The organism is Mycobacterium sp. (genome assembly GCF_035570115.1).
Classification (GTDB): domain Bacteria; phylum Actinomycetota; class Actinomycetes; order Mycobacteriales; family Mycobacteriaceae; genus Mycobacterium.
This window is the reverse complement of record NZ_DATMLH010000330.1, coordinates 1-18,838: the sequence shown is the minus strand read 5'-3', so window position 1 is coordinate 18,838 and position 18,838 is coordinate 1. Positions and strand designations below refer to the sequence as shown.

Here is an 18,838-nt window from a genome sequence, read left to right as displayed (position 1 = left end):
GCCGATGTCGAGCGGTCGATGAGATTCTGGCGAGAGGGGCTGGGATTCACCGAACTGTTCGACCACACGTTCCGCGGTAACTGGCCGGAGCTCTTCGGGGCCGGCTCGGATCAGCTACGGTCGATATTTCTGGGTGATCCGCAGACTCCCGACACCGGCATCGTCGAACTCGTGGTCTTTGACGGAGCCGGTGACGCGCCGACGCCAGTTCCGGCTCCCCGGCACGGATTCTTCCTACTCTCCCTGCAGCGGGACGTCGACGCGACGCTGTCCGGCTTGGCCGCTTTGGGTTTCACCGACGGAGTGCGTCGCATCAGCGTGCCCGCACCGGGCGGCGCGACGGTCCCGATGGCAGTAATCGCCGCGCCGGACGGTGTACTGGTCGAGTTGATCGGACCGCCGGCATGAGCGCTCTCGTCACCGGCGGTGCATCGGGTATCGGGCGGGAAGTCGCCGGCCGGTTGCGCGACACCGGCCACGACGTCGTGGTGTGGGACCAGGCTGGCGGCGACATCGATTGCGATATCAGCGATCCGGAGGCGGTAACGGCAGCAATGAGCCGCACCGTGCGCGACCACGGCGTGCCGACCCGAATTGTGGCCTGCGCGGGCATCGGCGCATCCGGCACGCTGCTGGCGCAGTCGGTTGAGCAGTGGCAGCGGGTGCTGGCGGTAAATCTCACCGGCAGCTGGCTGACCATTCGGGCAGCCGCTCAGGCGATGATCGATGCGGAAATCGACGGATCGATCGTTGTCGTCTCCAGCATCAGCGGCACGGTTGCCGACCGGGATATGGGTGCCTACTGCGTGTCCAAAGCGGGGTTGAACATGCTGGTCAAGGTCGCGGCTGTGGAATGGGGCGGCCACGGTATCCGGGTGAACGCCGTCGGGCCCGGTGTCACCCGGACACCGATGCTGGGCGAACCGGAGCAACTGCCCGGCTGGGTGGAAGGTTTGTCTGAGCGCACCGCCTTGGGACGTCTGGGCGAGGCCGGTGACGTCGCCGGTGTCATCATTGGTGTCCTCGAATTACCTTGGGTGACAGGCCAGATCGTGCACGCCGACGGTGGCCTCGCGCTGCACAGCCCGATCGACGCGTATGGTCAGATGCAGCGACTGCGTGGCACGGTCACGCCGCCCCGAAATCGATGACACCACGGACGATTTCACCGTTGAGCAGGTCGGCATAGGCGTCGTTGATGTCGTCGAGCGGGTATCGTCTGGTGATCATCTCGTCGAGCAATAGTTGACCGGTCTCATAGAGCCTGGCCAGCCGGGAGATATCCGACTTTGCGTTGCACGACCCGAATATGGTGCCGGCCAGCGTCTTGTTCATCAGGATGAAATCCTGCAGGTCGATCTTGACGGAGTGGGTCAACTGCGATGTCATCCCGGTGAGCACGCATGTCCCGCCCTTGCGGGTGAGCTTCACCGCATCGCGTACGTCCTCGGGGGCGATGAGAGACGGCGAGACCACGACGGCGTCGGCCATGACCCCGTACGTCAAACCAGTGACCAGATCCAACGCCTCGGCTGCCGTTGCGGCGGTGTGGGTGGCGCCGAACTTCAGCGCCGATTTCTGCTTGAACTCCACCGGGTCGACGCCGACGATCTGCGCGGCGCCGTTGATGCGGGCCCCCTGGATCGCGCCGGTGCCGATGCCGCCGACGCCGACTACCACGACGGTGTCGCCGGCCCGCATGTTGGAGCGGTTCGCGACGGAACCGTAGCCGGTCGGAATGGCGCACGACAGTAGCGCGCTCGGCACCAGTGGTAGGTGCCGCTCGATCTTCACGATCGAATTCGTCGACACGACAGTGTGTTCGGCGAACGTGCCGACCTTCGCCAGGTGACCCAGATCCTTACCGTCAGCGGTGTGGTGGCGGAAGGTGCCGTCGGTCGGCATCCCTGGGGTCAGCGTCCCGATGCCCTCATCACACAGGTACTCCATGCCGGTTGCGCACCAGCGACATTGGCCGCAGACCGCGACGAACGACGTCACCACGTGGTCCCCGGGCTCGAAATCGGTGACGCCGTCGCCCACTTCGCGCACGATGCCCGAACCCTCGTGGCCGCCGACGGTGGGAAACATCGTGGGCAGCCCCATCGCGCGAAGGACTTCGTTGGGCGCCGCCATGTCGCCCTTGAGGATGTGGTCGTCGGAGTGGCACAACCCGGCGGCCGCCATCTGAACGAGAACCTCGCCGGCGCGAGGCGGGTCTAGCTCGAATTCCTCGACGGACCAAGGGCCACCGACGTCATGCAGAATCGCCGCCCGGCTTTTCATGGCAGCGGGGTGAAGCTGACCGGAAGCTTGTTGGGCGACCGGAAGGTGTGTCCGACGATCTTGGACTCCTTGCCGGTGCCGTCGTCGGCAACGAATGCCAGGTCCTTGACGCGGTCGAGCAGGCTGTTCAGCATCACCCGGGTCTCCAGCCGCGCCAGGTGCATGCCCAGGCACATGTGGATCCCGCCAGCGAAGGCGATGTGCGCGTGCCGCTGCCGGTGGATGTCGAACGTGTTGGCGTCGGGCCAGCGGCTTTCGTCGCGGTTGGCAGAGCCCACGCAGATGTCGACCTGCGCGCCGGCCGGGATTGTCTTGCCGCCCATTTCGACGTCCTCGGTGGTGGTCCGCATGACCATCGTCAGCGGGGTCTCCACCCGCAGCCCCTCCTCGATCGCGATCGGTATCAGCGACCGGTCCTGGTGCACCATCGCCAACTGCTCGGGGTGGGTCAGCAGCAGGAACAGCAGATTGCCGGAAGACCGGTACGTAGTCTCCAGGCCCGCCGGCAAAAGCAGGCGCAAGAAGGCGATGATGGCCTCGTCGGTCAGCTTCTCGCCGTCGATCTCGGCCGCGACCAGGTCGCCGATGATGTCGTTGGTCAGTTTCCGACGCCGCTGCTCGACTTGGTTGAGGAAGTAGCCGTGCAACTCGTTCGCCGCGGTCAACCCCGCCATGATGTCGGTCGGGATCGAGATGAGGTCAAGCGACAGCCGCCTGAACAGATCCAGATCCTCGCGAGGCAGCCCCAGCAATTCGGAGATGATCCGGGTCGGAAACTCGAACGTCAGCGCCTTGACCAGGTCGGCGTGGCCCTCGTCCTTGATTTCGTCGACCAACTGGTCGCAGACCGGGCCGATGACCGATGGCTCCCAGCGTTCCAGCGCGGTCGCCCGGAAGGCCTTGGCCACCAGGCTGCGGTGGTCGTGATGCTCCTTGCCGCCCATCGCCAGGATGGTGTGGCCCATGACCAAACCGATCGTTTTGTCGTACTCGGCGGACGTGAAGACGCGGTCGTCGCGGAACGCGCGGAACACGTCGTCGTAGCCGAACAACACCCACTCGTCGCCCGGCCGCAGTTCTTCGGGCATCTGTTCGTGATCCATGAAGGAGCCGTGCCACACCGGATCGGTGCGCCGCATGTATTCGAAGAAGATGTAGGGGCTGGTTTCACCGGTGAGGTCGAGGGTGACGGGCTCGTCAGGATCGGTGCGCAGCGTCATTGCCGCTCCTAGTTGGTGGCTGGGCGCTCTGGGATTGTCGCTATCATTGCATAAATAGCAACGAAGCCCAACGGGTTGTGGTGTTTACCGTAATGGGGACAGTATTGACCTGCACGATCGTCAGGGAGGCGGTGATCCGGCCGTGCTGAAACGCCGATTGGTCTGCTCCCTCGATGAATTGCCGCCGGGCACGATGAGGCTGGTCGATGTCGGCAAATTCGGCGTGGGTGTCTACAACGTGCGGGGGTCTTTGCACGCGATCGTCAACTACTGCTCCCACGAGGGTGCGCCGTTGTGTCTGGGCTACATCGGCGGAACCAACGAAGCCGACCCCGAAGCGGCGGACGGGCTGCGGCGTACCCGTGACGGTCAGATCGTTCGGTGCCCTTGGCACAACTGGGAATTCGACCTCACCACGGGCTGCAACGTTGCCGATCCGCGGCGGCGAATCCGGACCTACGAAGTCGACGTCAGCGACGGCGAGGTGTATCTGACCGCATGATCATCGATGCCAATGTTCAGCCGCATTTCGGCTATAACGCCGAAATCCGGCGTTACCTCCCTGCCGCCCACCGCCTGCGGTCGATTCCCGACGTCGAACAGCAGTGGTATCAGGCCCCGGGCGGCGACTACCGGCAAGACCTGTACGGGGAGCACTACCCGGGGTCCGATCCTGAAACCGTTGCTCGTCATCTTTTCGACGACACCGGGGTCCAGTACGCCATCTTGAACCCCTTGACCCGCGGCAACATTGCCGACTATCTGCTCAACAGCCGAATCTGCGCCGCGGTCAACGACTGGCTGCTGGACCGCTGGCTGGAGCCAGACCTCACCGACCGTTTCCGCGGGACCATCCGGGTCAACCCCGAGGATCCCAAAGGTGCGGTCGCCGAGATCGAACGCCTTGCCGCACATCCCAAGCTGGTGCAGGTCGGTGTCCCGATGCAGTCCCGTGAGCCCTATGGCAAACCGATGTTCGAGCCGATCTGGGAGGCCGCGGCCGCCCACGGGTTGCCGGTTGCGGTGCACATCAACGGCGGCAATGGCGTCGATTACCCGCCGACGTTCGCCGGCCACGCGCACACCTACCCGGGCTACGCGGCCTTCATGCCCCTGAACTATTTCGTCCACCTCGCGACGCTCATCGTCGAAGGCGTCTTCGGCAGGCATCCGGAGCTGAAATTCGTTTTTGCCGACGGCGGATACGACATTCTCACCCCGCTGATGTGGCGGCTGGACACCTTCTGGTTGTCGATGCGCGACCAGACGCCGTGGGTCGACCGCTATCCCAGCGAGTACCTGCCCGGCCATGTTCGGTTCTGTTCGTCGGCCTTCGACGGGCCAACCGACATCGGTCAGATGCAGCGTTGGATGGACTTCACCGGCAAGGCTGACCTGCTGATGTATGGGTCGAGCTACCCGCACTGGTCGACGTCGCCGCCGGACGCTGCGGCCTCAGGTCTCGACGCCGCACAATGCGACAAGATGCTGTGGCAAAACGCCAGCGAGCTCTACGGGCTTGCAGTCAAGGAGACATCGCGATGACCACGATCGAACGGATCGAACCGCAGACCGAGATCGCGGTCGCCATCGTCGACACCGATGTGCACCCGCTGCCCGTCTCAACCGACGTACTCAAGTCGTATGCGCCCGCCGAATGGGTCGACAAGATCTGGCCCTCCGGAAATGCGGTCAGCCCGTTGCCGCATTTCTATGACACGCCTGACTCATACAAGACCATGTCACTGCGTGTCGACGCCGCCCCGCCCGGTGGTGGTGTTGCCGGTAGCGATCCCGACTACGCGGCGAAACAACTGCTGGTCGACGCCGGCGTCAGCATCGCATCACTGGAGCCGATGTGCGACGCGCAGCTGCCGCAGGCCGAGCATGTGCTGAAATCCACCTACAACGACTGGCTTGCCGACATCTGGCTAGACCAGAACAATGCGCACGGCCGCTGGCGGGGCTCGATCAGCGTCAGCGCACAGGTGCCTGAGCAGGCGGCGCGCGAAGTCGAGCGGTGGACAGGGCATCCCTATATGGCGCAGATATTGATGACGCCGCAGACACGTGGAATCCCTTTCGGCAGCCCGCATTTCGATCCGCTTTATGAGGCCGCGTCCCGTAATGGTTTGCCGGTGGCCACTCACTTGATGGGGCAGACGCCGTTCGAGCTGATTCCGATTTACCCGGTCGGCAATCCGGCGCACTGGCACGATTTCTTTGCCTCTTGGCCGCTGCTATACGTCTCGCATTTGATGAGCCTGGTGTTTGACGGTGCCTTCGACCGCCACCCCGATCTGCGGGTGGTGTTCATCGAGGGTGGCTTCACCTGGGCGATGCCGGTGATGTCGCGCATGGACCGGATTTGGGAAGCCCGCCGCGCCGACCTACCGCACGTCCGTCGCCGGCCGTCGGAGTATGTGCGCGAACACGTCCGGTTCACCACCCAGCCGCTGGAAGACGCCGACGTCAGGCAATTCCGTGAATATCTGGAAATGATGGACCTGGGCGACAACCTGATGTTTTCGACGGATTATCCCCATTGGAGTTACGACTCGCCGGCCTACGCGATCAACCGTTTCCCCGCGGCGCAACGGGAGCGAATCATGCGCGGCAACGCGACCGCGTTGTATGGATTGCCGGCGACGGTGAAAGCGCTGCCCGGGGAACAACCCCCGGTGGGTGTCAGTTTCGAGTGAGGCAGTGATCGAGCCGGTCGCCAGGCTGCGTGCCCTCGTCGATGAATACGACGCAAAGTGGTCGGCCCTCGATCTCGTGGGCGTTGCCGCGCTCTGGGAAGACGACACGCCGCAGCCGGTGTACATCGGCGACGAGTACGCGATGCCGCTGATCGGCGCCGACGAGCTCGACCGGCACTGGGCACGGGTCGCCGGGCGCCTCAAGCGCGCGTCGGTGTCCTCGCAGCTGCGATCGGCCGATCTGCTCGCCGACGGCTTCGCGCGCTGCGTCGTGCTGAGCCGATGGAGCTTCATCGGACATGAATCCGACGTCGAGCACAGCGGTAGCAGCTGGATCACCTGGCTGGTAGTGGCGCGCGGCGAGGCGTACCGCATCTTTCACCACATGGAGTCGCAGGTCTACCTTGACGAAGGCTTAGGTGAACACCATTCGAAACGGCTGAAAGACTAGAGAGCATGACGACCGAGACCGATCGTGCGCAGCCAAAAGGGCCCAGAGGGCCTAGAGGAATTGGTCGCATCGACCCGGCGCTGCGTGACGCCGCAGCCAGCCTGGACATCGTCGAATTCCATGCGGAGACACTTCCCGCCGAGCGGGAGCGCGCCGATCGGCAGGCGGCCGAGCGCGCGGCCGCCGTCGACACCGGCAGCGTCGAGATCGAAGACCGCGCCATCACCGGTCCGGAGGATCGACGGCTTGGACTGCGGCTGTACCGCGGCCTGACCAAGTCGGCGGCGCCGCTGGCACTGTATGCCCACGGTGGCGGTTTCGTGACCGGAAACCTCGACACGGACCATCTGCACTGTGTAGACCTGGCCCGCGCGGCCGGCTGCCTCGTCGTGTCGGTCGACTATCGGCTCGCACCCGAGCACCCGTGCCCGGCCGCACTTGATGACGTCGAAGCGGCGTTTCTTTACGCCGTCGAGAACAGTGCCCGCCTTGGCGCGGACGGCAACCGCGTCGTGGTGATGGGCCGGGATGCGGGTGCGGCTCTGGCCGCGACGTTGGCTCAGCGCATGTTCGACGCGGAGGGTCCGCCGATCCTGGCCCAGGTGCTGCACCAGCCGATGCTCGACTCCGATGCGACACCATCGCGCCGGGAATTCCAGCGCACGCCGGGACTCAACGGCCCCGCGGTGAGTCGGGCATGGGGGCACTATCTCGGTCACAGCGCCGCGACGGCCCAACATGTGCCGGCCCACCGGGCGAACCTGGAGGGGTTGCCGCCGGCCTTCATCAGTTGCGCGGAGATCGACCCGTGTCGCGATGAAGCCATCGACTACGCGAACCGGCTGTTGCACGCCTATGTGCACACCGAGTTGCATGTCGTCGCGGCGACGTTTCACGGGTTCGATTCAGTGGTGCCGGAGTGGGTGGTGTCCCGGGAAAGCGCCGCGCTGCACGCTCAGGTGCTTCGCCGCTCGTTTGCCATTTAGCTGCTCAACTCATACCGGCTGGAACTTGGTGATCAGCCACGTGCCGTGGACCTTAGTCAGCGACACCAGCACGCTGCTCGACGCCATCGCCGGGTCGGGCCGTTCTTTGCTGGCGGTGGCCTGGTTGACGAAGAGCAACACGACCGCTGAATTCGGTTGCAGTTCGGTCGCCGCCGCCCCCACCACCTGAGCCGTAGTGGTCAGCGCCTTTTCCTTGGCGGCCGGGGTCACGATCTCCTTGGTGAACTGATCGTAGTAGTTCAGGAAATCTCCGGTGAGATGGGATTTGGCAGCGGCGAAGTCCTGGTTGAGGGTGTCCGGTTTGTAGGACAGCAGCGCGACGGTACCGTCGCGCGCGGCATTGATCGCTGTCTGGGCGGCTGCGGTGTCGGTCTGCTCATCGTGCCGGTACTGACCGACGTACAACCACGTCGCCAGCGCACCGGACAGCAGCAGAAGCAGGACGAGGACCACCGGGGCGACTTTGACGCGTAGACGGCGCGCGAGCTTTTCGCCGAGGCCCAACGTGGTGTCGTCGTCTTGCTGGGCTTCGTCGGCGTCGTCGTCGGCCGTCTTGTCGATCTCGACCCCGTCGCTGGGCTCCAGATCGGCCACGTCCTCCACGTTCTGCTGCTCGGTCTTGTCGTCGGCGCTCATAGCACGAACTCGACTTTCGAAATCTTCAGTTGATCACCGTCGCGGACCACTGAAACCCGGAACCGAAAAGCGCGTGGATCGTCTTTGGCGCCAGCCGCATTGGTGACGCGCTCGTTGGCCAGCACCAGAACCACGGCGGAATCCTTGCTCATCGACTCCACCGCACTGGCCGTGACCGACCCTTGGGTGACCGCTTTGGAATCTTTCACCACCGACGCGAAATCGTCCGCGCGACGCTGGAAGTCGTCCCTGAATTCGCCGGTGGCGCTGTCGAGTACCCGCTGGACGTCTTCTTTGGCCTTGTTGAAGTCCAGTGACGTCAGGTTGACGACGCCTTGTCTGGCGGCAGCGACGTACGCCGCGGATCGCTGCCGTTCCGCCAGGACGGTGTGGTGATGCCAGAGCATCCATCCGCTCGCTCCGAGCAGACCGCAGATGGCCAAGATGACGGCAGCGGCGAGGACCCTGGATAACCCGGATAACCCGGACAACCCCGGCACCCGCAACCGCCGGCTGGTCGACTCGGTCGACCCCGCAGATGGCTCGGGCTCCTCGGATGGCTCGGGCGTTCCTGATGGCTCGGGCGTTTCGGGCGCCTCTGCGGTGTCGTCTGCGGCTTGCACGACGGTGGTGTCTTCGGCGTCCTTGTCGGCTTCCGCCTCCGCCTCCGCTTCCGCCTGCGCCGCGCGCCGTAATTTGATGGCTCTGGCGCGTGCGCGTGCCGCCGCAGCCAGCGCTTCTGCCTCAGCCGCCTCGGCCTCGGCCTGCTCGGCTAACGCGATCGCGTCCGCCTTCGCCTTGGCGGAATCCGCCGGCCGTTCGCCCGCGTCAGCCACGGCGACCACAGCTTCTCGACGTCATTATCGACTGAACTCCGGTATCTCTTACTGTATTGCTCATTGCTACCATCGAGGGCACCAGTGAAGCCCGACTGGGATCGAATCGGACGGGAAGGTCCAGCCACCATCATGACTGCCGTCGATTCCCCCGAAAAGATACTCTTCGCCTCCACCACCCAAGCTTTTCTCCAAAAAGAGGTTCCGCTGGGCCGGGTGCGGGAGCTGCACGCGGCGGGCATCTCCTTCGACGAGGATTGGTGGCGGCGGGCCGCTGAGCTGGGTTGGACGGCTTTGCTGGTCCCTGAGGAACTCGGTGGTGGCAGCGTTTCGGGCGATGGTTTCGCCGATCTGGCGATGGTCGCCGAACAACTCGGAAAGACGGTGGCGCCGGGTCCGCTGTATCCCGTCAGCACGGTGCTGGCCGCGCTGGTGGACTGCGCCGAGCACGACTCGCACGTGGCCACGATCGAGTCGTTGGTCTCAGGTGAAACGGTGGCCTCCTGGGCCGTCTACGAGCCGGGGCAGGCCTGGGACCCACATCAGCCGTCGCTGACCGCCACGTCGACAGAGTCCGGCTATCGCATCGACGGCGTCAAAGACCGCGTAGAGGCGGGCGCCCAGAGCGGCCTGCTGCTTGTGGTGGCGCGGACCGACGACGGCGTGCGCCAGTTCCTGGTGCCTACCAACGCCTCCGGAGTGCAGATCGAGCCCCAGCAGTCGGTCGATCTGGTCAAGCAATACGCACGCGTGCGTTTCGAGGGCGTGGCCGTCGACCACAGCGCGGCCGTCGGCAGCGTCGCCGAGACCGCCGGGCTCATCGACCGTCAAGGGCAAATCGCGCAAGTGCTGCAGTGCGCCGAAGTGGTCGGCATTCTCCAGACGGTTTTCGACTTCACCGTCGCCTGGGCATTGGACCGGCATACCTTCGGCCGCCCGCTGGCGTCCTACCAAGCACTCAAACACCGCTTTGCGGATATGAAGATGTGGTTGGAGGCGTGCCGGGCAACGACGGCCGCAGCGGTGGCCGCCGTCTCCGCCGGCTCACCCGACAGCGGCTTGTCGGCCAGCATCGCCAAGTCCTATGTGGGGGAAATGGCCACCGAGATCGTCCAGGGCTGCGTGCAGATGCACGGTGGCATCGGCGTCACCTGGGAACACGATCTGCACGTGTACTTGCGGCGAGTTGCGTTGTACCGGTCCATGTTCGGCACGCCCGAAGAGCACAACCTGCGGGTGTACCAGTGGCAAGAGACAGGCAACCCCGCCCCGAGGTCTGCTTGATGGCCGAGGCTCACGGGACAGTGGCATCCACCGACGTGGAATCCATGGACGAGTTCCGCGCCCGGGTGCGAGCCTGGCTGGCCGACAACATGCCACCCATCGATCCTGCGCATCCGCCGGCCGCACACCGCGACGAGGAGCGCTGCTGGCAGCGGGCCCGTGAACTTCAAAAGCGGCTGTATGAAGGAGGATTCGCCGGCATCTGCTTTCCCCGCGAGTACGGCGGGCTGGGTTTGGACTACGAATACCAGCAGGTGTTCAACGAGGAGAGCCTCAGCTACGAGATGCCGCTGATCCTCAACACGCCGACGTTCACCATCTGCTGCGCGACGCTGCTCGACACCGGTAGCGAGGAACAGAAACGCCAGCGCATCACCGCGGCGTTGCGGGGCGACGAGATACTGGTTCAGCTGCTGTCCGAACCCAGCGGCGGGTCGGATCTGGCCGGGGTGATCACCCGCGCCGAGCGGGATGGGGACCGCTGGGTGCTCAACGGCGCAAAGACGTGGAGCACCAGTGCATTCGCCGCCGACTACGGCCTTTGCCTGGCCCGCACCAACTGGGACGTGCCCAAGCATGACGGCCTGACCATGTTCTTGGTGCCGATCAAGCATCCGGGAATCACGTTGCGGCGCATCACTCAATTGAACGGTTCAACGGAGTTCTGTGAGGAGTTCCTCGACGGTGTCGACGTGGGCAACGACGCTGTCGTCGGCGAGGTGAACGATGGTTGGACGGTTGCCTCACGCCAGCTCTACCATGAGCGCCGTGCGGTAGGCGGGAGTTCGGAATTCGCCAGCGGCAGCGGCAGTGAGGGCGGCCGATCGACACCGGTGAACTACGCGGCGTTGGCCCGCAAGATCGGACAGGCCGATAACGAGCGGGTGCGGCAGATCGCCGGACGCGCGTTGGTGCACCGGGCGGTCAGCGACCAACTGGGCGACCATGTCTATCGCAGCGTCCGCGATGGCACCCTGCCGCCTGCTGCCGGAACCCTCCTCCGGCTTTTCCACGCCGAGACAGTCACTTTGGAGATGGATGCCGGGCTGGCAATCACCGGAACGGCCGGAGTCGTCGGCGCGGAGGGGGAGGGCCTGGAGACCGGCCTGCGCTACCTGTCCCGTCAGACGGTCTGCATTGGCGGCGGCACCAGTGAGTTGGCGCGCAACGTGATTGGCGAGAGGGTGCTGAACTTCCCCCGTGAGTACGCCGCCGACCGTGGCGTGCCGTTCAACCAAGTGCGGCACGGCAACTAGCCGCTAGACCGTGCGGGCCAACCGGTCCGCCAGCAGCTCGGCGAACCGCGCCGGATCCTCGGGTGTGCCGCCTTCAGCGAGAAGCGCTGTGCCGTAGAGCAATTCAGCGGTCTCAGCTACCGATGGGTCATCGGCGCGGTCTTTTTGCGCCTGCCGCAGGCCGGTGACGAGTGGATGATCCGGGTTGAGTTCCAACGTCCGCTTCTCGACCGGAACGTCTTGGCCGGAAGCCCGGTACATGCGGGCGAGCGTCGGGGTGATGCCGAAAGCGTCGGTGATCAGACAGGCGGGCGACTCGGTCAGCCGGGTGGACAACCGGACTTCCTTGACGTGCTCGCTCAGGGTCTCCTTCAGCCAGGTGAGCAGGTCGGCGAAATCCTTCTCCCGCTCCTTGCGCTCAGCCTCGTGGGCCGTCTTTTCTTCGTCGGTGTCGAGGTCCACCTCGCCCTTGGCCACCGACTGCAGTGGTTGGCCGGCGAATTCGGTCACCGACCCCAGCCAGATCTCGTCGACAGTGTCGGTGAGCAGCAGCACCTCATAGCCTTTGGCCTTGAAGGCCTCGAGGTGCGGTGAGTTGAGGATCTGCTGACGTGACTCGCCGGTGGCGTAAAAGATCTGCTGCTGGCCGTCCTTCATGCGTTCCACGTACGCGGCGAGGGTGGTGAGTTCGTCGTCGCTGTGCGTCGAGGCGAACGAAGAGATTTGCAGCAATGTCTCTTGGTTGTCGAAGTCCCGCATCAGGCCTTCTTTGAGGACCTTGCCGAACTGGCCCCAGAACGTGCGGTAATCCTCCGGCCGCTCAGACTGGAGATCCTTGATCGTCGAAAGGACCTTCTTGGTCAACCGCCGCCGGATAGCAGTGATCTGTCGATCCTGTTGCAGGATCTCGCGGGAAACGTTCAGCGACAGATCCTGCGCATCGACGACGCCCTTGATGAAGCGCAGATACCGGGGCATGAGCTCGTCGCAATCGCCCATGATGAAAACGCGCTTGACGTACAACTGCACACCGATGTCCGCACCCGGTTCGTACAAGTCGAACGGGGCGCGCGACGGGATGAAGAGCAGTGCCTGATACTCGAAAGTGCCCTCGGCCTTCATCGAGATGACCTCGAGCGGGTCGTCCCAGGCGTGCGCGATGTGCTTGTAGAACTCCTTGTACTCCTCGTCGGAGACCTCGTCTTTGGGCCTTGCCCACAGCGCCTTCATCGAGTTGAGGGTCTGGGTCTCGATGGTGACGGTCTCCTCGCCGCCATCCGCCCCGTCTTCTTCCAATGGAGGGGTCCGTACTTCGACCTCCATACGGATGGGCCAGGCGATGAAATCGGAGTACTTCTTGACCAGCGTCCTGATCTTCCACTCCGAGGTGTAGTCGTGGAGTGCGTCCTCTTTGTCTTCGGGCTTGAGGTGCAGGGTGACCGACGTTCCCTGCGGAGCCCCATTTTCGCCGTCGACCGTCTCAATGGTGTAGGTGCCGTCGCCGCTCGACTCCCACTTGGTGGCTTCGCTCTCGCCGGCCTTGCGCGTGAGCAGCTCGACCTTGTCGGCCACCATGAAGGTGGAATAGAAGCCGATACCGAATTGACCGATCAATTCCTCGGAGACAGCTGTGTTTTTAGCGGTCTGCGCCTCGCGCAACTGCTGGCGCAGCTCGGCGGTGCCCGACTTGGCCAGGGTGCCGATCAAGTCGACGACCTCGGCGCGCGTCATGCCAATGCCGTTGTCGCGAATGGTCAGGGTGCGAGCGTCCCGGTCCGCCTCGATCTCGATATGCAGATCGGACGTGTCGACGTCCAGGTCCTTGTTCTGGAACGCTTCAATGCGCAGCTTGTCCAGCGCATCGGACGCGTTCGAGATCAACTCCCGCAGAAATGAATCCTTGTCGGAGTAGACCGAGTGGACCATCAGGTCCAGCAGCTGTCGCGCCTCGGCTTGAAACTCCAACTGCTCGACGCCCGCAGTCATGATTTCCCCTTTACGCCTTTCACGAGATTCGCATTCGAGGGGCAGGCTACAGGATTGCTCCGCTGTCCTTGGCCTTGGCGATGTCGTCCCAGTCGAAACCGAGCTCGAGAAGAATCTCCTCGGTGTGCTGCCCGTGTTCGGGCGCGCGTCCAGGACCAGGTGGAGTTTCATCGAACTGCACTGGCGCAGCGACCATTACGTACTCGACGCCCTGGTCGTCGACATTGGTGATCAGGTAGCCGTTGGGTTTGCTTTGCGGATCGTTGAGTGCCTCGCGCGGGGTGGCCAGCGGCGCCCACACGCCGGGCTCGTCGGCCAATGCCTGCCGCCAGTGCTCCAGGTCGTGCTCGGCGAACTTGGCGCCGATCAGGGCAGTCGCTTCAGCGGCGTTGGCGACCAGGTTCGACGACGGTACGAAGCGCTCGTCGGTGGCCAACTCCGGCAGCCCGATCCGCCCACAGAATCCGACCCAGAACTTGTCCGGCTGTAGGAACACCATCTGGATCCACCGGTCGTCCTTGGTCTTATAGCGGTTGACCAGCGGGTTCATCGCCAGACCTGGCGGGGCTCCCGGGATGCCGTCGATGCCGAAGAGGTCGGCGACTGAGATCGACGGCGCGATGGTCCACATCGCCTGGGCCAATAGTGACGAATCCACGATCGTTGGGTCGCCGGTGCGCTCGCGGTGGAACAGCGCTGCGCATACGCCGCCGGCCAGGGTGATTCCGGCCTGCAGGTCACCGAAGGCCGGGCCTTGGACGGCGGGATTTTCGGTGCCGAACGGCGTCAGCGTGTAGGCGACTCCACCGCGAGCCAGATAGGTGGCGGCATCAAAGCCGCCGCGGTCGCGGTCGGGGCCGCGCACACCCAACCCGGTTCCGCGCGCGATGATGATGTTCGGGTTGAACCCGCGGATGTCTTCGACCGTGAGACGTGCCCGCTCCAGCGCCGCCGGGAGCCAATTGGTCAGCAGTACGTCGGCCTCAGCGAGCAGACGCCCGAAGAATTCCCGGCCGGTCTCACTCTTGAGATCTAATGCGATGCTTCGTTTTCCGCGATTGCTCAGCTCAAGGATGAAGTCGGTATCGGCGCGCGCCGCTTGCCGGGTGAACCCTCCGACGACCAGCGCCCGGCCAGGATCACCGACGACGCTTTCCACCTTGATGACCTCGGCGCCCCAGTCCGCCAGGGCGACACCGGCAGCGGGGACGTAGGTCCAAGAAGCCAGCTCGACGACCCGGACGCCACTGAGCACGCCTGACATTTGCCCACTCTTTTCGGTGTCTTTTCTATTTTAGGTAGTATAGATACTATAGGTATTTGTCAGCCTGTACTGCAACGACGCAGCGTCCTGGAAGAGATGCGATGGAGTCCAACGCTCGCCCGGTCCCAACTGCTGGCCGGGTCAGCGCCGCATTTGGGTTTCCCGACGCTCGCGCGAAAAATCCTGAGCCCCAGTGTGATTCGTCTCTATCAGATGCGCTGAGAAAGGACCGGCGATGGGCAGAGTGACGGGCAAGGTAGCGGTGGTCAGCGGAGCCGCGCGTGGTCAGGGCCGCTCTCATGCCCGAATGCTCGCCGCCGAGGGCGCCGACATCATCGCGGTGGACCTGTGCGCGGACATCGAAACGAACGAGTATCCGCTGGCCCGCCCGGAGGATCTCGACGAAACCGCGCGATTGGTCGAGAAGGAGGGCCAGCGCGTTTTCACCGAGATCGCCGACGTTCGTGACCGCGCCGCGCTGTCCGCGGCCATCGACCGGGGCGTCGGGGAGTTGGGTCATCTCGACATCGTGGTCGCCAACGCAGGCATCTGTCCGCTGACCGCGGGCCTGCCGCCGCAGGCCTTCGCTGACGCGGTGGACGTCGATCTGGTCGGCGTGCTCAACCTCGTGCATTCAAGCCTCAAACACCTCCAGGCCGGCGCCTCGATCATCGTGATCGGATCCAACGCGGCATTCATGTCGTCGATGAATACCACCGGCATCGACGGCGGTCCCGGCGGAGCAGGATATGCGTTCGCGAAAATAGCTGCCGCACACTATGTCAATGATTTTGCGCTGGCACTGGCCAAATTCTCCATCCGCATGAATGCGGTGCACCCGACGAACGTCAACACCGACATGTTGCACAGCGCGCCGATGTATCGGGCGTTCCGGCCCGACCTGAAGAACCCGACCCGCGAGGATGCCGAACCGGTTTTCCCGCTGGTGCAAGCCATGCCGGTGCCGTATGTCGAACCCGAAGACATCAGCGAGGCCGTGCTCTTCCTCGCCTCGGATGCGGCGCGCTACATCACCGGTCAGCAGTTGCGCGTCGACGCCGGTGGCTTCCTCAAGGTGAAGCCGTGGTCAGGCGCATGAGGTTCAGTCAATCGAACTGCAGCCCAACCGAAATGGAGAGGTAAGCATGCCTAAGGGGATCATCTACCTGGAGACGATGCCGGTGTCACCGGACCGCGAGGCGGACTATCACAAGTGGTACAACGACACCCATCTGGCGGAGATCTGCTCAGTGGACGGCATCGTATCCGCGCGCCGGTTCGCACCCACTGACGGAAAGGGCCCGTTCATCGCCATCTACGAGCTCGACTGCGACGATCTCGACTCGGTGGTGCAAAAGCTGGGGGAGCTCGGTGCCAGCGGCAAGATGTCGTCGCTGGAGCTGCTCAACATGGAGACGCCGCCAATTCCCAAGGTATATGGGCAGATAGGCTCCTACACAAAGTGACTTCGATCGTGGAAGTCGCCCCAGAGGTCCAGAAGCGCATCTATGCGCTGATGGTGCTGATGAAGGCGGCCGACGACCGGCTGTCGAAGGGCATCGGCACCGGCGAGTTCATGTGTGTGTACTGGCCGTCACGCGGGCAGGAGGCGATCGCCGCCGCGATGGGTGTGGCGCTGCGGCCCGACGACCAGCTGGTCACGACCTACCGCGGGCTGCACGATCTGATCGGCAAGGGCGTCCCGCTGGAGGAGATCTACGGCGAGATGATGGGCCGTGTCGTCGGTGCCAGCCGCGGCAAGGGCGGCACCATGCATATCGCCAAACCCGATAAGGGCGTGATGCTCTCGACCGGGATCGTCGGAGCCGGGCCACCGGTGGCGGTGGGTCTGGCGATGGCCGCCAAGCGCAAGGGCCTCGACCGCGTCACGGTGGTCAGCTTCGGCGACGGCGCCACCAACACCGGCTCATTCCACGAAGCGGCCAACATGGCCGCACTGTGGGATCTGCCGGTCGTCTTCGTGTGCCAGAACAACCTCTACGCCGAAATGACGCCGACCGCCGACACCATGAAGCTCGAACACGTCGCCGACCGGGCGGCCGGCTACGGCATGCCCGGTGTACGCGTCGACGGCAACGACCCGCTGGCCGTCAAGGCCGCGCTCGACGAAGCACTGCAGCGGGCGCGCAACGGCGATGGCCCCACCTTCATCGAAGGTGTGACATTCCGATTCCGCGGTCATTACTTCGGCGATCGGATGCCCTACATCCCGAAAGACCAACTGGCGGCGGCGATGGCCGCCGACCCGGTGCCGAGATTCCGCGACCACCTCGCCGACGCCGGCATCTGCGGTGCGGATGAGCTCGACGGCATCGAGAACGAGGCAACAGCGATGGTGGAATCCGCGCTGAAAACCGTGCTCAGCGCGGAGTCCCCGTCGATCGACGAACTCGACCGTGATGTGTACGCAGCCCCGATCAAGTTTCCGGTCTGAGGAAGTAGCGGCATGGACGACAAAGAGATGACGATGCGCGAGGCGCTCAACCTGGCGCTGGATCAGGCGCTGCAGGCCGACGATCGAGTGTTCCTGCTAGGTGAGGACATTGCCGATCCCGGTGCGTCCGGCCCGACCGCAGGGCTGTCGACGAAGTACGGCCACGACCGGGTACTGGACACACCAATCTCGGAAGCCGCGATCGTCGGCGCGGCCATCGGGGCCGCGATCGACGGGATGTTGCCGGTGGCCGAGATCATGATCATGGATTTCATCGGCATCGCCGCCGACCAGCTGATCAACAACGCCGCCAAACTGCGATTCATGACCGCCGGGCGTACCACCGCGCCGATCACCATCCGCACCCAGGTCTACGCGGGACTGGCCACCGGCGCGACGCATTCGCAGAGTCTGGAGGCGTGGTTCATGCACATCCCCGGGATGAAGGTGATCGTGCCCTCCACCCCACGCGACGGCAAAGGCCTGCTGACCACTGCGATCTTCGACCCGGACCCCTGCCTGTTCGTCGAAACCATTCGCCTGCAGAGCAAAAAGGGACCCGTTCCCGTCGAACCCGGGTTCTCAATTCCGCTCGGCCAGGCCGACATCAAGCGAGCGGGCGCCGACGTCAGTCTGATCAGCTACGGTCGCAGCGTTCACGAAGCCCTCGCGGCCGCAGCCACATTGGCCGATCAGGGTGTGAGCGCGGAGGTCGTCGATCTACGTACTCTCGTTCCCCTCGACGTCGAGACGATAGTCGAATCCGCACGCCGTACCCGAAGAGCCGTGATCGTGCACGACGCAGTCCAATTCGCCGGGCCAGGAGCAGAGATCGCCGCGATCCTGCAGTCCGAACTGTTCGGCGAACTGGCCGCACCCGTCGAGCGGGTGGGTGCCAGGTTCGTCCCCAACCCGGCTGCGGCCGCACTCGAGGCGCAGGTCTACCCGTCAGCGGCAGGCATCGTCGACGCTGCACGGCGCACCCTGACAAAGGCGGGAGCACGTGGCTGACTTCATCATTCGCATCCCACGGGTATCGGTGGCCGTCGCGGAGGCCGAACTCACCGACTTGCTCGTCGACGCCGGGGAGCATGTCGAAGAGGGCACACCGATCTATGTGATTGCCACCGAGAAGGTGGAACAGGAAATCGAAGCCGGCGCCGCGGGCACCGTGCAATGGACAGGCGAGGTCGGAACCACGTACGACATCGGCGCTCAAATCGGCGTCATCACTTCATAGAGGAAGGGCAAGCAGATATGGATCTCAACGAGACCCGCGAAAGAATCATCTACCAAAAAGACGGGCCGATCGCGAAGATCACCCTCAACTGGCCCGAGAAGGCCAACGCCCAGGATCAGAAGCTGGCCGAAGAAGTCGACGCCGCATTGCTGGATGCCGACCGCGACTACGACATCAAGGTTTTGGTGCTAAAGGCCAATGGCAAGGGATTCTGCTCCGGGCACGCCATCGGCAAT

The 18,838-nt window shown here is 64.3% G+C and carries 21 protein-coding genes; 15 read left to right on the top strand and 6 right to left on the bottom strand.

Annotated elements, in window-relative coordinates; genetic code table 11:
- Together VNW74_RS31050 and VNW74_RS31045 are read left to right on the top strand one after the other, a co-directional pair.
- Positions 1 to 408 (top strand): VOC family protein (locus tag VNW74_RS31050; RefSeq protein WP_325684097.1); only part of this gene is annotated, 408 nt, incomplete at its 5' end.
- Entirely contained in the window at positions 405 to 1,151 is a 747-nt protein-coding gene (locus VNW74_RS31045; protein WP_325684096.1) for an SDR family oxidoreductase, read from the top strand. The genes VNW74_RS31050 and VNW74_RS31045, both read left to right, overlap by 4 nt.
- On the opposite strand, the gene VNW74_RS31040 is transcribed toward VNW74_RS31045, so the two are convergent.
- Together VNW74_RS31040 and VNW74_RS31035 are read right to left on the bottom strand one after the other, a co-directional pair.
- Positions 1,129 to 2,286, bottom strand: coding sequence for a Zn-dependent alcohol dehydrogenase (locus tag VNW74_RS31040; protein WP_325684094.1), 1,158 nt, complete (start codon positions 2,284 to 2,286; stop codon positions 1,129 to 1,131). The two genes, VNW74_RS31045 and VNW74_RS31040, sit on opposite strands and share 23 nt — an antisense overlap.
- Positions 2,283 to 3,506, bottom strand: coding sequence for a cytochrome P450 (locus VNW74_RS31035; protein WP_325684092.1), 1,224 nt, complete (start codon positions 3,504 to 3,506; stop codon positions 2,283 to 2,285). Before VNW74_RS31035 ends, VNW74_RS31040 begins: the two co-directional genes overlap by 4 nt.
- A 142-nt stretch (positions 3,507 to 3,648) precedes the next feature.
- Here VNW74_RS31035 and VNW74_RS31030 point away from each other — a divergent pair, with 142 nt between their 5' ends.
- The 5 genes from VNW74_RS31030 to VNW74_RS31010 are packed head-to-tail and all read left to right on the top strand — an operon-like array spanning position 3,649 to position 7,645.
- A complete protein-coding gene (locus VNW74_RS31030) occupies positions 3,649 to 4,008 on the top strand; it encodes a Rieske (2Fe-2S) protein (RefSeq protein WP_325684090.1) in 360 nt (119 codons plus the stop codon).
- Complete coding sequence (locus VNW74_RS31025) at positions 4,005 to 5,051, top strand: amidohydrolase family protein (protein ID WP_325684088.1); 1,047 nt, start codon at positions 4,005 to 4,007, stop codon at positions 5,049 to 5,051. Before VNW74_RS31030 ends, VNW74_RS31025 begins: the two co-directional genes overlap by 4 nt.
- Positions 5,048 to 6,208, top strand: coding sequence for an amidohydrolase family protein (locus tag VNW74_RS31020; protein ID WP_325684086.1), 1,161 nt, complete (start codon positions 5,048 to 5,050; stop codon positions 6,206 to 6,208). Before VNW74_RS31025 ends, VNW74_RS31020 begins: the two co-directional genes overlap by 4 nt.
- 4 nt (positions 6,209 to 6,212) lie before the next feature.
- Positions 6,213 to 6,659 (top strand): hypothetical protein, encoded by a 447-nt coding sequence (locus VNW74_RS31015; protein ID WP_325684084.1) that lies wholly within the window; start codon positions 6,213 to 6,215, stop codon positions 6,657 to 6,659.
- Between the two features lie 5 nt (positions 6,660 to 6,664).
- Complete coding sequence (locus VNW74_RS31010; RefSeq protein ID WP_325684083.1) at positions 6,665 to 7,645, top strand: alpha/beta hydrolase; 981 nt, start codon at positions 6,665 to 6,667, stop codon at positions 7,643 to 7,645.
- 9 nt (positions 7,646 to 7,654) lie between these two features.
- Here VNW74_RS31010 and VNW74_RS31005 read toward each other — a convergent pair whose 3' ends face one another.
- Together VNW74_RS31005 and VNW74_RS31000 are read right to left on the bottom strand one after the other, a co-directional pair.
- Entirely contained in the window at positions 7,655 to 8,302 is a 648-nt protein-coding gene (locus VNW74_RS31005) for a hypothetical protein (protein WP_325684081.1), read from the bottom strand.
- Entirely contained in the window at positions 8,299 to 9,138 is an 840-nt protein-coding gene (locus VNW74_RS31000; RefSeq protein WP_325684079.1) for a hypothetical protein, read from the bottom strand. Before VNW74_RS31000 ends, VNW74_RS31005 begins: the two co-directional genes overlap by 4 nt.
- Before the next feature lie 132 nt (positions 9,139 to 9,270).
- Here VNW74_RS31000 and VNW74_RS30995 point away from each other — a divergent pair, with 132 nt between their 5' ends.
- Together VNW74_RS30995 and VNW74_RS30990 are read left to right on the top strand one after the other, a co-directional pair.
- Positions 9,271 to 10,422, top strand: a complete 1,152-nt coding sequence (locus tag VNW74_RS30995) for an acyl-CoA dehydrogenase family protein (RefSeq protein ID WP_325684077.1) — start codon at positions 9,271 to 9,273, stop codon at positions 10,420 to 10,422.
- Positions 10,422 to 11,678 (top strand): acyl-CoA dehydrogenase family protein, encoded by a 1,257-nt coding sequence (locus tag VNW74_RS30990; RefSeq protein WP_325684075.1) that lies wholly within the window; start codon positions 10,422 to 10,424, stop codon positions 11,676 to 11,678. The genes VNW74_RS30995 and VNW74_RS30990 overlap by 1 nt, the downstream gene beginning before the upstream one ends.
- Positions 11,679 to 11,681: 3 nt before the next feature.
- On the opposite strand, the gene htpG is transcribed toward VNW74_RS30990, so the two are convergent.
- Positions 11,682 to 13,643: a molecular chaperone HtpG gene (gene htpG, locus VNW74_RS30985; protein ID WP_325684073.1), complete on the bottom strand. Its 1,962-nt coding sequence runs from the start codon at positions 13,641 to 13,643 to the stop codon at positions 11,682 to 11,684.
- Between the two features lie 46 nt (positions 13,644 to 13,689).
- Positions 13,690 to 14,907 carry a CaiB/BaiF CoA-transferase family protein gene (locus VNW74_RS30980; protein ID WP_325684071.1) on the bottom strand — a complete coding sequence of 406 codons (1,218 nt, stop codon included), beginning with the start codon at positions 14,905 to 14,907 and terminating at the stop codon, positions 13,690 to 13,692.
- Positions 14,908 to 15,142: 235 nt separating this feature from the next.
- On the opposite strand from VNW74_RS30980, the gene VNW74_RS30975 reads away from it, so the two are divergent.
- The 6 genes from VNW74_RS30975 to VNW74_RS30950 all read left to right on the top strand — a co-directional run.
- A complete protein-coding gene (locus tag VNW74_RS30975; RefSeq protein WP_325684070.1) occupies positions 15,143 to 16,006 on the top strand; it encodes a mycofactocin-coupled SDR family oxidoreductase in 864 nt (287 codons plus the stop codon).
- Positions 16,007 to 16,052: 46 nt separating this feature from the next.
- On the top strand, positions 16,053 to 16,373 hold the full coding sequence (locus VNW74_RS30970; RefSeq protein ID WP_325684068.1) for a hypothetical protein: 321 nt from the start codon (positions 16,053 to 16,055) through the stop codon (positions 16,371 to 16,373).
- 50 nt (positions 16,374 to 16,423) lie between these two features.
- Positions 16,424 to 17,362 carry a thiamine pyrophosphate-dependent dehydrogenase E1 component subunit alpha gene (locus VNW74_RS30965; RefSeq protein WP_325684098.1) on the top strand — a complete coding sequence of 313 codons (939 nt, stop codon included), beginning with the start codon at positions 16,424 to 16,426 and terminating at the stop codon, positions 17,360 to 17,362.
- Between the two features lie 12 nt (positions 17,363 to 17,374).
- Complete coding sequence (locus VNW74_RS30960; protein ID WP_325684066.1) at positions 17,375 to 18,373, top strand: alpha-ketoacid dehydrogenase subunit beta; 999 nt, start codon at positions 17,375 to 17,377, stop codon at positions 18,371 to 18,373.
- Positions 18,366 to 18,602: a biotin/lipoyl-containing protein gene (locus tag VNW74_RS30955; RefSeq protein WP_325684064.1), complete on the top strand. Its 237-nt coding sequence runs from the start codon at positions 18,366 to 18,368 to the stop codon at positions 18,600 to 18,602. Before VNW74_RS30960 ends, VNW74_RS30955 begins: the two co-directional genes overlap by 8 nt.
- 17 nt (positions 18,603 to 18,619) lie before the next feature.
- On the top strand, positions 18,620 to 18,838 hold a 219-nt coding region (locus VNW74_RS30950; RefSeq protein ID WP_325684062.1), incomplete at its 3' end, for an enoyl-CoA hydratase-related protein.